The sequence below is a fragment of the Phyllobacterium pellucidum genome, assembly GCF_013327855.1.
Lineage (GTDB): Bacteria > Pseudomonadota > Alphaproteobacteria > Rhizobiales > Rhizobiaceae > Phyllobacterium > Phyllobacterium pellucidum.
The window spans coordinates 307,286-322,562 of the sequence record NZ_JABUMX010000003.1 but is presented as its reverse complement, the minus strand read 5'-3'; the positions used below and the strand labels follow the sequence as shown (position 1 = coordinate 322,562).

The window sequence follows — 15,277 nt, the reverse complement described above, 5'->3', positions numbered from 1 at the left end:
TGTAACGGATTGAACAAGATTTGGTTCCCTGCTGCGTAGCGTTGTCGTTATGCTTTAGCTTTGCTGCTTTCCTTGAAGAAGAGAGCCTGGGTGATCAGCGCCTTGACCATGTCTGGGTTGAACGGCTTGGTAACAAGGAACGTCGGCTCGGGACGCTCTCCGGTCAACAAACGTTCGGGGAATGCGGTGATGAAAATGACCGGAACCGCATCCTGGCTGAGGATGTTGTTGACGGCATCAATGCCCGAACTTCCATCGGCCAACTGAATATCGGCAAGAATCATGCTCGGCTTGGTTGAAGCGTAGAGCGAAACGGCTTCGTCTTTGGTTCGGGCAATGCCGACCACGCGGTGGCCCAGGCTGTCAACCATATGCTCGATATCCATGGCGATCAGCGGTTCGTCTTCAATGATGAGAATGTCGGTAGCAATCTGCTTGGAGATACCGACCGATGCCTCGTCGAGAAGTTCGTAGAGTTCACCCTCATCGACATCGAGAATTTCCATGGTCTCGGCTTTGCTGAAGCCTTCGAGACTGATGAGCAGGAAAGCCTGCCGCGCCTTTGGGGCTATCGACGTGAGGTTGGCGGCCGCATGTTTTTCCCATCCATATTCCGACTGCAGTTCCAGCGGGCGGACATTGACCGAATTAAAATGTTTGACCAGCAGCTTATAAAGGCTGACACGGTCCGACCCGGCATTCGGGAACAAGGAAACGTCGGCAATGAGAATTTCAAGGGTCGCTGCGACGTAGGCATCGCCCGATGATTGCGAGCCGGTGATGGCGCGCGCAAATCGGCGAAGGTAAGGCAAGTGTGGGGCTATCCGGGTGGATAATGACATAGTGAGTTCCCTGTTCTCCGGTGAATATGATGAGCCGGCCTGATATAAGCGACGAACAGAAACACATTCGCAAAAAAAAAGTTCCCGACAACGGAACTTTTCCTCTCGTGAAGAATTATCACTGCTAATGTGCTTAACTTATTGGATTAATCCGAATTCGCTCTGCGCCAACAGCAAAGATCCTACGAATGAACGCAAGAAAATCCTCAATTGACGCGCCTGAAAAAGCGCGGGTCCGTCGCCGCGATATCAGGAATGCCGAGACTGAGATTGGATTGAAGCTACGTGCGCTTTATGCATCCGTACAGGAGGAAGAGATTCCGGCTCGTTTTCTGGACTTGCTCGAGAAGCTTGACGAGGCTGAACGCAACCACGCGCAAACCCCTGAATAGCAGGCTGGTGAATGGTCCACGAATCGACTGATTTTAAGAGAGACTTGATTGCGTCGCTGCCAAAGCTGCGCGCATTTGCCGTATCGCTCATCGGCAACCCCGACAGGGCCGATGACCTTGTGCAGGATACGATCATGAAGGCTTGGGCCAAGCAGGACTCCTTTGAGCCCGGCACCAACATCAAGGCCTGGCTGTTTACCATCCTGCGCAACGAATTCTACAGCCAGATGCGCAAGCGTGGCCGTGAGGTGCAGGATTCCGATGGCACGTTCACCGAACAGCTCTCGGTCCATCCGGCGCAGTACGGATCGCTGGACCTCCAGGATTTTCGCAAGGCCCTCGACAAACTCCCCGACGATCAGCGTGAAGCTATCATTCTCGTCGGCGCCTCCGGATTCTCCTACGAGGAGGCAGCCGATATTTGCGGTTGCGCCGTCGGGACGATCAAGAGCCGGGTTAGCCGTGCACGGACGCGATTGCAGGAACTTCTCGAAGTTCAGGGCGAAGTCGATTATGGTCCGGATTCAATCGCGACGCAGGTCACATCAAACAAATTCGCCTGAGGCGCCGTTTCGGCGCGAGGCGGGATTGTGCTGGGAATTGGCCAGCGCCTTGGCGACTGCCTGGAGGATCTGCGCTTTTCCATAGGGCTTGGCGACAACGGGAATATCCGGAAAACCTGGAACACCGTTGGCCTGGCTGTCATAGGCCGTGGTGAAAACGATCGGCAGGCCGCGGCGTTGCATTTCGGCAGCCGAATCAAGCGACGAGACTCCTCGCGCCTGAACCTCAAGAATAGCCAGATCATAGTCGGTCTCGTTGGCGATCTGAGCCTGCAATTCACCAACAGTTGCAATAAGTTGTACCGACTGCGCCCCAGATTCTTCTGCTATGCGTTCAAGATCCAACCCTATCAGATATTCATCTTCCAGGACCAGAATCCGCATGCCGGTCATTTCCATCTCATTTGCTCCTTTTCGGGGAGCCGTTATGAGCGGAGTGATGACATGTGTCATTTAACTAAGACATGCCGATTGCAAAGATCGCACGCGCAATTTACCGGCATCGTGGTAGCGTAAATCCGAACGGGGATATGGGCATGAACACAGCCGCATCGACAGCACGGCAATACCCGTGCGACAAATGCCCTTTGCAGGGTTTTGCGCACCTGCAGCCGCATCAAAAGGATGAGATAGATTTTTTATCGACCTTCAAGACGGGCGAACTCGTGGCCGATACCGGGACCACCGTGCTTGTCGAGGGAGCCAACAGCGCGCATCTTTTCACGGTCCTATCCGGATGGGGCTTTCGCTACAAGATGCTCGAGGACGGCCGCCGGCAGATCCTGAACTATGTTCTTCCTGGTGATCTCATTGGCTTGCAAGGATCGCTTATGCGGGAGATGTCTCATTCGATCGAGGCACTGTCGCCTATGATCCTGTGCGTTTTCCAGCGCGACAAGCTCCCGACTTTATTTGCTATTTCCCAAGCCTTGCTTACGACATCACATGGATAGCATCGCGCGAGGAGCAGATGCTGGATGAGATATTGCTGAGCGTCGGAAGGCGTACTGCGCTCGAGCGGGCGGCCTATCTCTTCGCCTTCCTTTTTCAACGCGCCAAGAGCGTCGGTTTGGTGAAAGGCGATACCCTGGTCATGCCGCTCCGGCAACAACATGTCGCCGATACGTTAGGGCTCTCCATCGTTCATACCAACAAAACCTTGAAAAAACTGGCAGGTCGCGGTGCCTTGCGCTGGCTTGACCGCGGCTGTGACGTGCTCGACGAGACAACACTGCTCCAAATCTCGAAATGGTCAGGGCTGTCTTCGATCCCGAGGCCGTTCATCTAACGAGTTAGGAGCCGTCGGTTACGCTGCAATCGCTAAAGCGTGGCGGCGCCGGCTTCCGGCTGCTCCGCATTCAATTGGTCGAGAGCCAGTTCAATATCGCGAAGGTTGCGCGTCACACCGTCATCCGGGTCCATGCCGCCCTCAGTGGCCGCTCTTTGCAAGCCCCTTGCTTCGCTCAAAAGTTCCTTGAGCCGTGCAATTTTCTGTTCCCTACTCAATCCCGCATCGGTGAGAATATCGTTCGCTTCGAGCATGGGTCTCTCCATTTTATGCCCAACAAAATCATTGAACACTCAACCAAAACGGGGAGGCCGATTATTTGTTCCCGTCTGGAACCATGCTTAAAGGGTGGCGTTGATGGACCATGATGTAGTAACGATTAGTGTGGGGAGCGGGGTGTGGAGTGCCTCATAGAGATATGAAATCACCGCCAATTTCAGAAAACCTTTTTCAGGCAATGTCCGAGCCTGCCCGGCTCGATGTCCTTTCGAGCCTGACGCCGTTGGCAATTGAGAACGACACGGATTTTGATAACGTAGCTGCACTTGCGCTTTCCACGTCAGGCGCGGCAGCTGCTCAAATCTCGCTTGTCGATGAGCGGCAGAGCAAGGTTCTAGCGCATAGGGGAACGCTTGGACGCGCCAACATGTGGACCTTTGAAGCCGCGGCTTTGACGATTCCTGAAGCCAGTTGTCTTGTCATTCTCAATGCAGCAGAGGATGTCCGTTTTTCCGAACTTCATTGCGTTACCCATGCGCCGCAACTGAGATTTATTGCGGTGGCGCCCATCTGCGTCTCGGATGAATGTATTGGCGCGGTCAGCGTCATGTCGGACGAAACACGAACGGAGTTTACCTCCGCAGAGCAGGAGCAGTTGACACGTCTCGCCAAGGTGGCGGGGTCACTGATCGAGCTCAAGCGTGACTCGCGGCAGGGAGATGAGCGCGTCGCTACGCTGCATCGGGATGACGATCGCAATGCCATGGCGCTCGAAGTCGGAAATGTCGGAAGCTGGGTCTGGGATCTGCGAAACGGCCGGTTCACAGGCAATCGCATGGCCTATGAAATGCTCGGACTCGATTCGGATCGCACCGTCAGCGGCGAAGATGTGTTTCGGGCTATGCATCCCGACGATTTCCCTGCCATGAAGTCGGCCTTCACGCGGGCACTGGCGCAGAATCAGGATTATGTCGGCGAGTTTCGCGTCGCTTCGTCAGGCCAATGGCTGCTTGGCCGCGGCCGCATATTCGAGCGCGACGCATCCGGCAAGCCGGTCGTAGCTGTAGGCGTCAACATCGATATCACCAAAACCAAGACGGCGTCGGAGAAGACGCGCTTTCTCCTGCGCGAACTTAATCACCGGGTGAAGAATACGCTAGCCATGCTGCAATCGCTGGCAAGGCAGACGCTAAGCCGCACGTCCGATCCGGCAGAATTTATGGAAGCCTTCTCAGGCCGTCTGCGCGCAATCTCCGAGGCTCACACATTGTTGTCAGATCGCGAGTGGAGCGGGATCAGTCTCGTCGATCTCATCACGAAACAGGTGGAGCCTTACGCGATCTTCGATATTGGCCAGATTGAACTGGTGGGCGAAGATATCATGCTGCCTCCTGATCATGCCCTCGGGCTAGGGATCGCCTTGCATGAGCTTGCCACCAACGCCGTAAAACATGGCGCACTGTCGGTCGCCACCGGTCATGTGCGTATCGTCTGGCAACTGGAAGTCGGGCTGCATGCGTCGCGCATCGTCATCCGCTGGACGGAATCCAATGGCCCGCGCGTAACGGCGCCGAACACCCGAGGGTTGGGTTTGAAATTGATCGAACGCAGTTTGGATAAGGTGCTGTCGAGCAGTGTGCGGCTGAGCTATCCGGAGACCGGCATAGAGGCAATCGTCTCAATGCCGATCGGGGATCAGTCAGATCCCGCCGCCGGCTGATGGGTCGTTGCGGGGGCGACGCTTTTTCTTCTTGCCTGCGAGAGACAGGCCACCAAATGCTACAAGCGGGACCGTGAGCAACAGCAACGCTCTCGAACGAAGCAGCGCTGGAGCCACGGCCAGGGCCGCGATGGTCAATACGGTCGATGTATCTACTTTGGCGCGTTCTTCCTGGCGGCGTCGTGCCGAGGAAGAGGCGATTTTCATTGCAATATACGCGATGATCGCGAGGCCAAAGGCTGAACCCGCGATGATCAGGGCCGCATATAACGGGCCGTAATGTTCTGCCAAGCTGATCTGCGCCGCCACCAACAGGAAAACGGCGCCAATCGTCACCAGAACCGCGATGATTGCGGCGAAGATGGCGCTCTGTTTGGCTCGGCTGACGACCAAGCCGACCTCTCCAGCCGCCAGGCTGGTTAAAAGTGGGGCCAGCAGCTTCAGCATGTCAGCGGCGAGCGATAAGCGCGAGAAGGAAACCCACGCCGGCTGCGACTGCGAGCGTGGTCAAGGGCTTTTCCCGCACCGTCTCAACGATCTGGTCTTCCAGCTCGCGCGCCTGCAGCCGCAGGTCTTCGAAAGTCTCTTCGCCGCGTAACTTCGCGGATTCGAACGAACTTGCCGCGCTTCTCCGGGCATCCTGGGCTCTATTCTTGCCGATCTTGCCGAGTGTCGCCGTGATGTTCGCAATGTCTTCCCGAAGCGCAGCCACCTGTGCCTGCAGATCGGGATTGGATTCGGTCGCATCGTCAACCGCCTTGCGAACCTTCGAGGAAACAGAGGCCATGGGAAAACTCCTTTTAGAAAATGGCTGCATATGCTGCGGGAAACGTCGCGTGGCGACATTTGTTCCACGCTTGGGAGCGCATCGCAAGCTGGCAAGCCGAAGATGGATAACAAGACGCCGGCCAGACGGCCGGCGCTAAATGAGGAATTGTTTAAGAAAGATAGCCGAGCAACCAAAGTATGAGGATGATCGGAAGTGGCAAACCTATAAGCCAGAGTAATGCACCACGCATCATGTCTGAAATCTCCTTGCTAAACGTTAGATCCTGCCCATCAAGAGCAATATGAGAACGACGACCAGGACAATGCCGAGCAGACCCGAAGGCCCGTAACCCCAGCTTCTCGCATGCGGCCAACTCGGAAAGACGCCGATCAATGCGAGAATGAGAATAATGATTAACAGTGTCCCTAGTGACATTCCGCGTCTCCCTGTGAGTGGCAAATCGTTCAGTGCAAAAACACGCGAAATGAAATTTGGTTCCTGTTGAGGTTGCAGGGAGTGGAACCAGGTGTTGAATATGCAACCAATTTGAGCCGGCTTCGTTTCTAGTCCGGGTTGCAACGGGAGCGTGCTATTTATGAACCTCAGATTGGGGGATTCTCATGCCGTCTGAGGATAGCGGGGCAAAGGTTTCGCGCGCGGTCGAGCGGATCAGTTTACGTCCGGTTCCAGCGCCCGAAGCAGCAGATCCCCAACAGCAGTTTCCGCCGGTTGTCGTCGCAATTGCCATTGTCGCTGCGCTTTATTTCGCACGCGATGTTTTCGTGCCGCTGGCAATGGCGCTGCTCCTGACCTTCGCCCTTTCGCCAATGGTAACGAAGCTGCATCGTTCCGGCATTCCCAAGGCCTTTGCGGTCATCAGCGTCGTCGCCATGGCGTTCCTCGCCATATTCATCTTTGTCAGCATCGTCGTCAGTCAGCTGACGGTGCTGGCGCAGAACCTTCCAAGCTACCAGTACAATATAGAAGCCAAGATCCGCACGGTGAAGGAAGCGCAATCCGGCAACAGTATTTTCGATCGCGGCGCCAGGATGCTGAAGCGGTTCAACGATGAAATCGGCCGCTCGGACGAGGTCGAGCGTTTTGCCGTAGAACCGGAAAAGAAGCCCGAGCCGCAGCACGAGCGGCCGCAGAATGTCGAGAACAACCAGGCGGCCGGGGGATCCCCGCTGCAGGGCAATGATCCGAACAAGCCGGTTCCCGTGGAGATCAAGTATCCGCCACCCGACCCCCTGAGCCTGCTCCAGACTTTCGCAGGCCCGCTCATCCAGCCTCTTGCCACGGTTGGCATCATCATCGTCGTCGTCATCTTCATGTTGATGCGCCGCGAGGATCTGCGCGATCGCTTCATCAAGCTCGTCGGTGCCAGCGATATCCACCGAACGACGACTGCGCTCCACGACGCCGGAAAGCGTGTGGGCCAATACCTTTTGATGCAGCTGATCATCAATATCAGTTTCGGCGTTCCGATTGGCATCGGGCTCTGGGTTATCGGCATCCCCAATCCGATGCTATGGGGCATGCTCGCCATCGTCTTGCGCTTCGTTCCTTATATCGGCCCGATCATGGCCGCCGCCTTTCCCCTTATTCTGTCGCTGGCGGTCGATCCCGGCTGGATGCTGTTGTTCTGGACCGGCGCGCTGTTCATCGTCCTTGAACTTGTCAGCAGCAATGTCATGGAGCCGTTGCTCTATGGATCAAGAACGGGTCTGTCGCCGGTTGCCATCCTCATGGCCGCGATCGTCTGGACCTGGATCTGGGGGCCAATCGGACTAATCCTTTCAACGCCGCTCACGGTCTGCCTTGTCGTTCTCGGCAGGCATGTTCCAAAGTTCGAATTTCTAGACGTCCTTCTCGGCAACGAGCCTGTCCTTTCACCGCCGCAACAGCTTTACCAAAGGCTTCTTTCCGGCGATCCGGACGAAGCAACGGAAAGGGCGGAGGAGTTTCTGCAGTCTTCCACGATCGAGGAATACTATGCTTCGGTCGCGATCCCGGCGCTGTTCCTCGCCGAGAACGACCGGGCGAGAGGCGTCCTTGATTCGACCCGCCGCAGCCGCGTAGCTCAGGGAACCGTTCTTCTCGTTGAAAATCTCTCGGAACATCACGACGACGAGGAGGAAGAGGAAGAAAACGGCAAGCCGGAAGAGACTGAAAAGAGTGCTGATCGGCCGGGCACCAAGCCAAAGGCAGCCAAAGCCAAGGCCAAGGAACCGCCGCCCGAAGAAGAAGCGCGTGTCGCCATTTCGGCAGGCGGTCGCGGCGAATTCGACGATGCGGCAGCCGTCATCCTTGGCGATATTCTGGAACGGCGTGGCTTCGAGGTGCGCGATATTTCCCACGACGAACTCGAGTCCGGCAGCATCGGTAAGCTCGACCTTACGGGCGTCAGTGTCATTCATATCAGCTATCTCAATGTCTCGTCGGTGGCCCATGCGCGGTATCTGGTCCGCCGCATCCGGCGCAGGAACGGGCGCGTCAAGATCGTCATCAGCTTCTGGTCGGAAGATCCTGAGAATGTCGATGGTGAGAAGATCGTCGGGTCGACGCGCAACTGTCATTTTGCGTCGTCCGTGGAGGATGCGCTGGAGCTGATCAGTGCGTGAAAGGTCACGTCTTGTCAGGAGACGTCACCGGAAGATTTCAGGCTTGGAACCAAGACAAGGCTGACACGTTTCGAGGTTGCTGGCCAACCCCAGCCAGTAGCGTAAGGACCCGGTGCCTGTTCCCCCGTGGGCGCCGGGTCACACTATTTTGGAATATTATCGAATGTTTTCAATGAATTGAATATATCACTCGCGGAACCTTTACAAGTTCCCGCCGTTTTACTGGGGTAAATGCAAATTTCAAGGAGCACATGATGGGTAGCACCAGCGATAAAGTTTCGGGCACGGCCAACAAGGCTGCAGGCAATCTTAAGCAGGCTGCAGGCAAGGTGTCAGGATCACGCAAGATGGAAGCCGAAGGCAAGGCCCAGGAGCTTAAGGGCGATGCTCAGGTAGCCAAGGGCAAGGCCAAGGACGCAGTCAAAAAGGTTGTCGACAAAGCTTGATGTATTCATCGCTTTTTTGATTTTGGCCGGCTCGTTGAAGCCGGCCAAATGCTTTCATGGGCCCATCATCACACTGGATATATGGCGGATAAGGGCATATTTTGAAGGCAAGCCAGACCGTGTTGGGAAGAGGTAAGGAGGATTGGATGAGCCAGAGAGCGATCGATTTTGTCAATGACTGGATCTCGACCAACGTGGATGCAAGCAAGCCGGCGGACATGGCGCATCATGACCGGCGGCCCAAACAGCTGGCAGAGAAATGTGCGGCGGATGCGGAAGCTGCGGGCATTTCGTTCGCAGAGATAAAGGATGGCCTGGGCGATCTTGAGATCTGCATGATCACCGCCATCGATCGCGCGGCCCTCGCCAAGGAAAGCAAGCAGGCTTAAGCATCGACTAATGAAAATCCCTCGATTTCGGCAAGATGCGCACATTGCGAGGATGGCGGCCCCGCGATTCTTCTGACACTGGATGCGCAACTTCATCGCTATGCGAGACCGGCAGCGTTGCGAGTTGTTCGGATAGAAGGTAAAGCGCGTTGGTTCGGTCGGTAAGCCTCGTTGCCACGACATGGACGACGTTTTCGGCGCTCTGGACAGTGCCCTCGATAAGTATCAGCCGGGCGCCCATCACTTCACGGCGGTACTTCTCCAGCATCTTCTTCCACACGACAATATTGGCGATGCCCGTCTCATCCTCGATGGTCATGAAGACAACACCCTTGGCGCTTCCCGGCCGCTGCCGGACTGTGACGACACCCGCAACCTTGACGCGGCGATTATTGCCGAGATTGTTGGCTTGCCTGCAGGTCAGTACGTTCTCGCGAGCAAACATCTCGCGAAGAAACTGCATTGGGTGGCCCTTCAGGGAAAGCCGCGTCGATTCGTAATCCGCAACGACATGTTCGGACAGTTTCATTGAAGGCAGCCTGGTCTCTGCTTCCTCCGGAAGTTCATTGCTGTCGGCAGCCTGAAAAAGCGGCAAAGTCTCGTCGTTCGGCAGGCGGCGCACCGCCCAAAGCGCCTCGCGTCGGGCAATGCCGAGCGAACGGAACGCATCGGCATCGGCAAGGAGGACATAGGCTCTTCTCTCAAGCCGCGTCAGGCGACGAAACTCTTCGATATTGGTATAGGCCGAGCGGCGTTTGGCCACGATGATATTTGCCCAATCCTTGGAAAAACCACCGATCTGACGCAATCCCAAGCGCGTGGCGAGGCCGTCCTCCGTCTTTTCGAGGGTATTGTCCCAGCTGCTGAAATTGATATCGGCAGCCCGGATTTCCACGCCGTGCTCGCGCGCATCGCGAACGATCTGCGCCGGCGCGTAAAAGCCCATGGGCTGCGAATTCAAAAGCGCAGCGGCAAAGGCTGCCGGATGATAGCATTTGATCCAGGAGGAAATATAGACAAGGATGGCAAAGCTTGCAGCATGGCTTTCGGGAAAGCCGTATTCGCCAAATCCCTTGATCTGATTGAAGCAATTTTCGGCAAAGCTGCGCTCATAGCCGCGGCGGACCATGCCATCCACCATCTTCTGCTCCATCTGGTTGATCGTGCCCACACGGCGGAAGGTCGCCATAGCACGGCGCAACTGATTGGCTTCGTCGGGCGTGAACTTTGCAGCTTCGATGGCTATGCGCATCGCCTGCTCCTGAAAGAGCGGCACGCCGAGGGTCTTTTCCAGAACGTTGCGCAATTCGTCCTTGTCGCCATGCTCGGGCGAAGGGGCGGGATAGAAGACAGGCTCGATCCCGTTGCGGCGGCGAAGATAGGGATGCACCATGTCACCCTGGATCGGGCCTGGACGGACAATGGCGACCTCGATAACCAGATCGTAGAATTTTCTGGGCTTCAGGCGTGGCAGCATGTTCATCTGGGCCCGGCTTTCCACCTGGAACACGCCAAGGGAATCGGCATTGCAGAGCATGTCGTAGACCTTCTCGTCCTCCTTGGGGACGGTTGCCAGTTCGAACCGATCGCCGCCATGAAGATGAATGAGGTCGAACGCCTTGCGGATGCAGGTCAGCATGCCGAGCGAAAGCACATCGACCTTCATGATGTTGAGCGCGTCGATATCGTCCTTGTCCCATTCGATGAAAGACCGCTCGGCCATGGCGGCGGGACCGATCGGCACCGTCTCGTCGAGCCGCTCCTGCGTCAGCACGAAGCCGCCGACATGCTGCGAGAGGTGGCGGGGAAAGCCGATGAGTTCGGTGGCAAGCCGGACCGCGCGGCGGATCATCACATTGTCAGGATCGAGGCCAGCCTGCCGCACCTCCTGCTTTTCAACGGCCGAACCCCAACTGCCCCAGACCGTATTGGCAAGCGCTGCGGTGACGTCCTCCGTCAGTCCCAGAGCCTTGCCGACATCGCGAATGGCACTGCGCGGGCGATAGCTGATGACGGTGGCGACGATGGCGGCGCGATGGCGCCCATAACGCTCATAGACCCACTGCATCACCTCTTCACGCCGCTCGTGCTCAAAGTCTACGTCTATATCGGGCGGTTCCTTACGCTCGGCCGAAAGGAACCGCTCGAACAGGAGGTTGATCTTGACGGGATCGACCGCGGTAATACCGAGGCAATAGCAAACCGCCGAATTTGCCGAAGAGCCGCGTCCCTGACACAGGATCTTCTGCGATCGGGCGAAGGTGACGATGTCGTAAACGGTCAGGAAATAGGGCGCGTATTTGAGCCGGCCAATGAGGGCGAGTTCCTTTTCAAGGAGTTCGCTTACCTTGCCGGGAACACCTTCCGGATAGCGCTTTGCCGCACCCTTCCAGGTCTCGTCGATGAGATGCTGCTGGGGCGTCTTGCCTGGCGGCACAGGTTCATCCGGATAGTTGTATTTCAACTCATCGAGAGAGAAGCGGATAGGCTCGATGAAGCGACGGGTTTCAGGCAGGGCGCCAGGAAAATGCCGGAAAAGCCGCTGCATCTCCTGCGGCGATTTCATATGCCGCTCGGCGTTCCTTTCGAGCCGCCTGCCCGCCTCATCGATCGTCACATGCTCGCGAATGCAGGTCAGGACATCCTGCAGCGGGCGACGCGAGGGCGTGTGATAAAGGACATTGTTGACTGCCAGAAGGGGAATATCCGCCTTGGCTGCCATCCGGGCCAGCCTTTCACCATAGCGCCTGTCCGCGCCTTGATGCGGCATGGCAAGCCCAAGCCAGACTGAACCTGGAGTCGCCAGCGCAAGTATCTTGAGGAACGGCGTTAAGTCCCTGCTGCCGCGGGCCGGCATGACGATGATCTGGAAGTCTCTCGCCCGAAACTGAAAATCCTCGAAACGGAGATGGCATTCGCCCTTTATCTTCGCTCGGTCCTTGCCCTCGCTCAAAAGCCGGCAAAGCTGGCCATAGGCCGGGCGGTCGCGCGGATAGACCAGCAAATCCGGCGTATCATCGATGAAAACCAGTCTGCATCCAATAAAAAGCTTGAGATTGATTCCCGCAGCCTTCTGCAAATCCCTGTGCGCAGAATAGGCGCGGACGACCCCGGCAAGCGTATTGCGGTCGGCAATGCCAAGGCCGTCAAGACCGAGAAGGGCGGCGGCCTTGACCAGTTCCTCCGGCTGCGATGCGCCTTCCAGAAAGGAAAAATTGCTGGTGACGGCAAGCTCGGCATAATTCATGCGAAAAGCCCATGCAGATACCAGCGCGGGTTAGGAGTGCCGCGCTCGAGCAAGCCTTCCCTGAAAACCCAGAAGCGTTTGCCGGAACTATCCTCCAGCCGGTAATAGTCCCTTGTCAGCGCTCCGGAATGCTCACGCCACCATTCCGGAGCGATGCGTTCCGGGCCTTCGGCGAGGACGACATTGTGCCTGACGCGGCGCCAGATGAATTGCGCGGGCGGCGAATCCGGAACCTCGAAAGTCGCCTCGATGCGTTCAGGCGGCTGGAAAAGCCTGACCGGCCGCTCCGGTGGATCGCCTTGAGGCTGCGCCGTCCATTCGCCATTGCTTTCGCGCTTGGTCTTTGATGCGGGCTCGAGAGCGACCGTTCGTTCCGGAATATGGGTGTCGACAGGGGTTGGCCGCAGGACGCGGCTATTGCCGAGGCGGATGGAAAGCCGGTCGATCAACCTTTCTACCTCTTCGGTTTCCTGCTCGCGGTCATCGAGACTTTTCTGCTGATGCCGGGTACGGTCCGTGCGCAGGGCACCGAGGCGGATCATGTCAAAGCCGAAGCCGGCATCGAGAGGCTCGGCAAGTGTAGACAAGCGCTCCTTCATCAGGCGCATCAGGGTTTTCGTATCGGTCAAGGGTCTTCCTGCCTCGATGCGCAGCCGGCGCACATTGCCGTCAGTGCGGAAAAAACTCGCCTCGATTTCCCGCGCGCCCTCGACGCGCTGCCCCAGGCGGATGAACAGCTCGTCTGCCAGCTGAACGAGCACAAGCTCGACGGCTTCCATCGCAATCAAGGGCTCGGCCATGCGCCTTTCCACCATGCAGACTGGTACGATGCGGCGCGGCGAAATAGGCTTGCTCTGCCGGCCAAACAGGGCATCGAGACCCGCAACCACACCATTACCGAAACGGGCTGTCAGGGCTGCACGCGGCAGAACATCAAGATCACCGACGGTGCGCAAGCCGGCACGCCTGAGACCGGCAATATGGGCGTCTTCGAGATCGAGGCTGACAAGAGGAAGCGCATAAAGCCGCCGGTTCTGGTCCGAGGGCTCGACGATGCCGCCCGCAGAATGCCGGGCGAGCGCGCTTGCCGCTGCCGCATTGCCTGCAAAGGCCGTCTTCACGATCATGCCATGCCGCTGCAATTGCCGGTGAACGTCCTTAAGCAATGTGGGTTCATCGCCGAAAAGGTGGATGCACCCGGTCATGTCCAGAATAAGCCCATGCGGTGCATCGAGTGCAACCAGCGGCGTATAGCGGTCGCACCAGTCGGCAAGCTTTTCCAAAAGCTCGCCATCTTTGCGCGGCGAGGCGAAGGCGATGTCGAGCTTGTCGAATTGCGCGCGGGCATCGGTCAGGGCCATGCCCTTGTAAAGGCCGGCCTTGGCTGCTTGTTCGTCTACAGCCGTCAGCCTTAAGGCATTAGCAATCTTGTCCACCACTATCAGATGCTGGTCAGTAAGAGCGCGTGCCGGACTTTCGCGTTTGAGGCGGTCGGTAGGCAGGTGCGGGAACCACATTGCCAGAAAGCGGTTCGATCTGTCGGAACACATGGTCTTCACTCTCCCATTGCAGGATCCAATGGCCGGTCATGCCCTGCCGGTTGCGAATAAGCGTCGCATCGAACACGGGATGGCCGGGGGCATTTGCCCCGCTCGATTGCGATGCGGCGGAACGGATAAGCCAGCGCGTAGTCGCGGCATTTTCCGTGGGCTGAGCGCCGAGCCGCAGGAGAAAGGCAGGCACATTCGTCTGCTGGGCCGAAAGCAGCAATTTGCGCGAGGCCGTAAGGTCGAGACACTTCGGATTGCTCCAAGGCGCGATAATCACCGCACCTGTTCCGCGAATGCCAAGGCTATCCGCAGCCGCCTTAAGCACATCCTGCGGCGTGGCACAGCGCACGATGACGAGGCGTTGCGGGTCGAGGCCGATGTGCCTGAGGCCGGGCGCATAGGGAAACCCATGTTCCTGGGCTGCGAAATCCTCTTCAAGCCACAAGATGAGGCTTTGGTTGGAGGCAGCGCGCAGGGCAAGAGCGATGACGAAGCCTGTTGCTGCCCCAGCGTCACCTGCCTCATCGGCAAAGACCTCATGGACTGCGCCCCTCTCGATTCCGTGGCGGAACATGCGGTCGAGCGTTTCGATGCCGAAGGCAAAGGCAGAGCGCTTGGCGGCAGGCGAAATGCCTGCGCTCAAAGACGCAATATCACGCCGCAACGCCGTAAGATCGACGGTTGTCGCCACCTACTCAACCCCTGAATGTTCACGATATGTTCTATTATGGAATCCAATGGCGGTGAGAGTCAAGCAGTTGCCTGAGTTTACGTTCTCAACGATCGATGCGCGTCGAAAGAATAATCGACGACATGGTTCGCTCGACGCCCTCAAGCGCGCCGATCTCGTCAAGCAGCCGGTCGAGTTCCTGGATCGAAGGCGCTTCGACGATAACGATCATGTCGAATTGTCCGCTGACCGAATGCAGCGTCCTCACCCAGGCAATCTTTTTAAGGGCCGCCTCAACCTTGACGGCAAGCTTTGGCAAGGCGGTGACGAGCACATGCGCCTTGACGAGATTCTGCTCATACTCCGGCGAAAGTTGCACGCCATAGCCACGGATCATTCCGCGCTTTTCCAGTCGTTCGATGCGGCTTTGCACCGTCGTGCGCGAAACGCCGAGCTTGCGGGCGAGATCGGCGGTGGAAGCCCTTGCATTCTCGCGCAGCAGGGAGAGCAGGGCATGATCGGCGTCTGTCAGCATATTAACTAATCCATTCGTCGAAA

At 57.3% G+C, this 15,277-nt stretch carries 16 protein-coding genes and 1 pseudogene; 7 read left to right on the top strand and 10 right to left on the bottom strand.

Annotated elements, in window-relative coordinates; all coding sequences use genetic code 11:
• Positions 1–47 precede the first annotated feature (47 nt).
• Positions 48–842, bottom strand: a complete 795-nt coding sequence (locus tag HQ945_RS14890; RefSeq protein ID WP_113281636.1) for a response regulator — start codon at positions 840–842, stop codon at positions 48–50.
• 188 nt (positions 843–1,030) lie between these two features.
• Between HQ945_RS14890 and HQ945_RS14885 the strand changes: the two genes are divergently transcribed.
• Positions 1,031–1,234 (top strand): NepR family anti-sigma factor, encoded by a 204-nt coding sequence (locus HQ945_RS14885; RefSeq protein ID WP_036813618.1) that lies wholly within the window; start codon positions 1,031–1,033, stop codon positions 1,232–1,234.
• Between the two features lie 11 nt (positions 1,235–1,245).
• A complete protein-coding gene (locus tag HQ945_RS14880) occupies positions 1,246–1,797 on the top strand; it encodes an RNA polymerase sigma factor (RefSeq protein ID WP_027231094.1) in 552 nt (183 codons plus the stop codon).
• On the opposite strand, the gene HQ945_RS14875 is transcribed toward HQ945_RS14880, so the two are convergent.
• Positions 1,780–2,196, bottom strand: coding sequence for a response regulator (locus HQ945_RS14875; protein ID WP_091920943.1), 417 nt, complete (start codon positions 2,194–2,196; stop codon positions 1,780–1,782). The two genes, HQ945_RS14880 and HQ945_RS14875, sit on opposite strands and share 18 nt — an antisense overlap.
• 137 nt (positions 2,197–2,333) lie before the next feature.
• On the opposite strand from HQ945_RS14875, the pseudogene HQ945_RS14870 reads away from it, so the two are divergent.
• Positions 2,334–3,085 (top strand): annotated as a pseudogene (locus HQ945_RS14870) (Crp/Fnr family transcriptional regulator).
• Positions 3,086–3,117: 32 nt separating this feature from the next.
• Here HQ945_RS14870 and HQ945_RS14865 read toward each other — a convergent pair.
• Positions 3,118–3,339, bottom strand: coding sequence for a hypothetical protein (locus HQ945_RS14865; RefSeq protein ID WP_091920945.1), 222 nt, complete (start codon positions 3,337–3,339; stop codon positions 3,118–3,120).
• A 164-nt stretch (positions 3,340–3,503) separates the two neighbouring features.
• Between HQ945_RS14865 and HQ945_RS14860 the strand changes: the two genes are divergently transcribed.
• Positions 3,504–5,024: a sensor histidine kinase gene (locus HQ945_RS14860; protein ID WP_174208237.1), complete on the top strand. Its 1,521-nt coding sequence runs from the start codon at positions 3,504–3,506 to the stop codon at positions 5,022–5,024.
• Here HQ945_RS14860 and HQ945_RS14855 read toward each other — a convergent pair.
• The 3 genes from HQ945_RS14855 to HQ945_RS14845 form a co-directional block, all read right to left on the bottom strand.
• Positions 5,004–5,471: a hypothetical protein gene (locus HQ945_RS14855; protein WP_174208236.1), complete on the bottom strand. Its 468-nt coding sequence runs from the start codon at positions 5,469–5,471 to the stop codon at positions 5,004–5,006. The two genes, HQ945_RS14860 and HQ945_RS14855, sit on opposite strands and share 21 nt — an antisense overlap.
• A gap of 1 nt (position 5,472) precedes the next feature.
• Complete coding sequence (locus tag HQ945_RS14850; RefSeq protein WP_091920951.1) at positions 5,473–5,811, bottom strand: ElaB/YgaM/YqjD family protein; 339 nt, start codon at positions 5,809–5,811, stop codon at positions 5,473–5,475.
• Between the two features lie 258 nt (positions 5,812–6,069).
• On the bottom strand, positions 6,070–6,228 hold the full coding sequence (locus HQ945_RS14845; protein ID WP_036813626.1) for a DUF3309 family protein: 159 nt from the start codon (positions 6,226–6,228) through the stop codon (positions 6,070–6,072).
• A 185-nt stretch (positions 6,229–6,413) separates the two neighbouring features.
• Between HQ945_RS14845 and HQ945_RS14840 the strand changes: the two genes are divergently transcribed.
• The 3 genes from HQ945_RS14840 (at position 6,414) to HQ945_RS14830 (ending at position 9,252) form a co-directional block, all read left to right on the top strand.
• Positions 6,414–8,417: an AI-2E family transporter gene (locus HQ945_RS14840; protein ID WP_174208235.1), complete on the top strand. Its 2,004-nt coding sequence runs from the start codon at positions 6,414–6,416 to the stop codon at positions 8,415–8,417.
• 254 nt (positions 8,418–8,671) lie between these two features.
• Positions 8,672–8,863: a CsbD family protein gene (locus HQ945_RS14835; RefSeq protein WP_027231102.1), complete on the top strand. Its 192-nt coding sequence runs from the start codon at positions 8,672–8,674 to the stop codon at positions 8,861–8,863.
• Positions 8,864–9,009: 146 nt separating this feature from the next.
• A complete protein-coding gene (locus tag HQ945_RS14830; RefSeq protein WP_027231103.1) occupies positions 9,010–9,252 on the top strand; it encodes a DUF768 domain-containing protein in 243 nt (80 codons plus the stop codon).
• Between the two features lie 7 nt (positions 9,253–9,259).
• Here the strand turns inward: HQ945_RS14830 and HQ945_RS14825 are convergent, their stop codons facing one another.
• The 4 genes from HQ945_RS14825 to HQ945_RS14810 form a co-directional block, all read right to left on the bottom strand.
• Positions 9,260–12,499 (bottom strand): error-prone DNA polymerase, encoded by a 3,240-nt coding sequence (locus HQ945_RS14825; RefSeq protein ID WP_174208234.1) that lies wholly within the window; start codon positions 12,497–12,499, stop codon positions 9,260–9,262.
• Positions 12,496–13,938, bottom strand: a complete 1,443-nt coding sequence (locus tag HQ945_RS14820; protein ID WP_174208294.1) for a DNA polymerase Y subunit UmuC family protein — start codon at positions 13,936–13,938, stop codon at positions 12,496–12,498. The genes HQ945_RS14825 and HQ945_RS14820 overlap by 4 nt, the downstream gene beginning before the upstream one ends.
• Positions 13,939–13,951: 13 nt before the next feature.
• Positions 13,952–14,740 (bottom strand): ImuA family protein, encoded by a 789-nt coding sequence (locus tag HQ945_RS14815; protein ID WP_113281622.1) that lies wholly within the window; start codon positions 14,738–14,740, stop codon positions 13,952–13,954.
• Between the two features lie 85 nt (positions 14,741–14,825).
• Entirely contained in the window at positions 14,826–15,254 is a 429-nt protein-coding gene (locus tag HQ945_RS14810) for an Lrp/AsnC family transcriptional regulator (protein ID WP_091920958.1), read from the bottom strand.
• Positions 15,255–15,277 lie beyond the last annotated feature (23 nt).

What these genes read in the sequence shown, in the direction of transcription:
- HQ945_RS14890 (WP_113281636.1), bottom strand. Translation starts at nt 842, where the DNA reads ATGTCATTATCCACCCGGATAGCCCCACACTTGCCTTACCTTCGCCGA.
- HQ945_RS14885 (WP_036813618.1), top strand. Translation starts at nt 1,031, where the DNA reads ATGAACGCAAGAAAATCCTCAATTGACGCGCCTGAAAAAGCGCGGGTC.
- HQ945_RS14880 (WP_027231094.1), top strand. Translation starts at nt 1,246, where the DNA reads ATGGTCCACGAATCGACTGATTTTAAGAGAGACTTGATTGCGTCGCTG.
- HQ945_RS14875 (WP_091920943.1), bottom strand. Translation starts at nt 2,196, where the DNA reads ATGGAAATGACCGGCATGCGGATTCTGGTCCTGGAAGATGAATATCTG.
- HQ945_RS14865 (WP_091920945.1), bottom strand. Translation starts at nt 3,339, where the DNA reads ATGCTCGAAGCGAACGATATTCTCACCGATGCGGGATTGAGTAGGGAA.
- HQ945_RS14860 (WP_174208237.1), top strand. Translation starts at nt 3,504, where the DNA reads ATGAAATCACCGCCAATTTCAGAAAACCTTTTTCAGGCAATGTCCGAG.
- HQ945_RS14855 (WP_174208236.1), bottom strand. Translation starts at nt 5,471, where the DNA reads ATGCTGAAGCTGCTGGCCCCACTTTTAACCAGCCTGGCGGCTGGAGAG.
- HQ945_RS14850 (WP_091920951.1), bottom strand. Translation starts at nt 5,811, where the DNA reads ATGGCCTCTGTTTCCTCGAAGGTTCGCAAGGCGGTTGACGATGCGACC.
- HQ945_RS14845 (WP_036813626.1), bottom strand. Translation starts at nt 6,228, where the DNA reads ATGTCACTAGGGACACTGTTAATCATTATTCTCATTCTCGCATTGATC.
- HQ945_RS14840 (WP_174208235.1), top strand. Translation starts at nt 6,414, where the DNA reads ATGCCGTCTGAGGATAGCGGGGCAAAGGTTTCGCGCGCGGTCGAGCGG.
- HQ945_RS14835 (WP_027231102.1), top strand. Translation starts at nt 8,672, where the DNA reads ATGGGTAGCACCAGCGATAAAGTTTCGGGCACGGCCAACAAGGCTGCA.
- HQ945_RS14830 (WP_027231103.1), top strand. Translation starts at nt 9,010, where the DNA reads ATGAGCCAGAGAGCGATCGATTTTGTCAATGACTGGATCTCGACCAAC.
- HQ945_RS14825 (WP_174208234.1), bottom strand. Translation starts at nt 12,499, where the DNA reads ATGAATTATGCCGAGCTTGCCGTCACCAGCAATTTTTCCTTTCTGGAA.
- HQ945_RS14810 (WP_091920958.1), bottom strand. Translation starts at nt 15,254, where the DNA reads ATGCTGACAGACGCCGATCATGCCCTGCTCTCCCTGCTGCGCGAGAAT.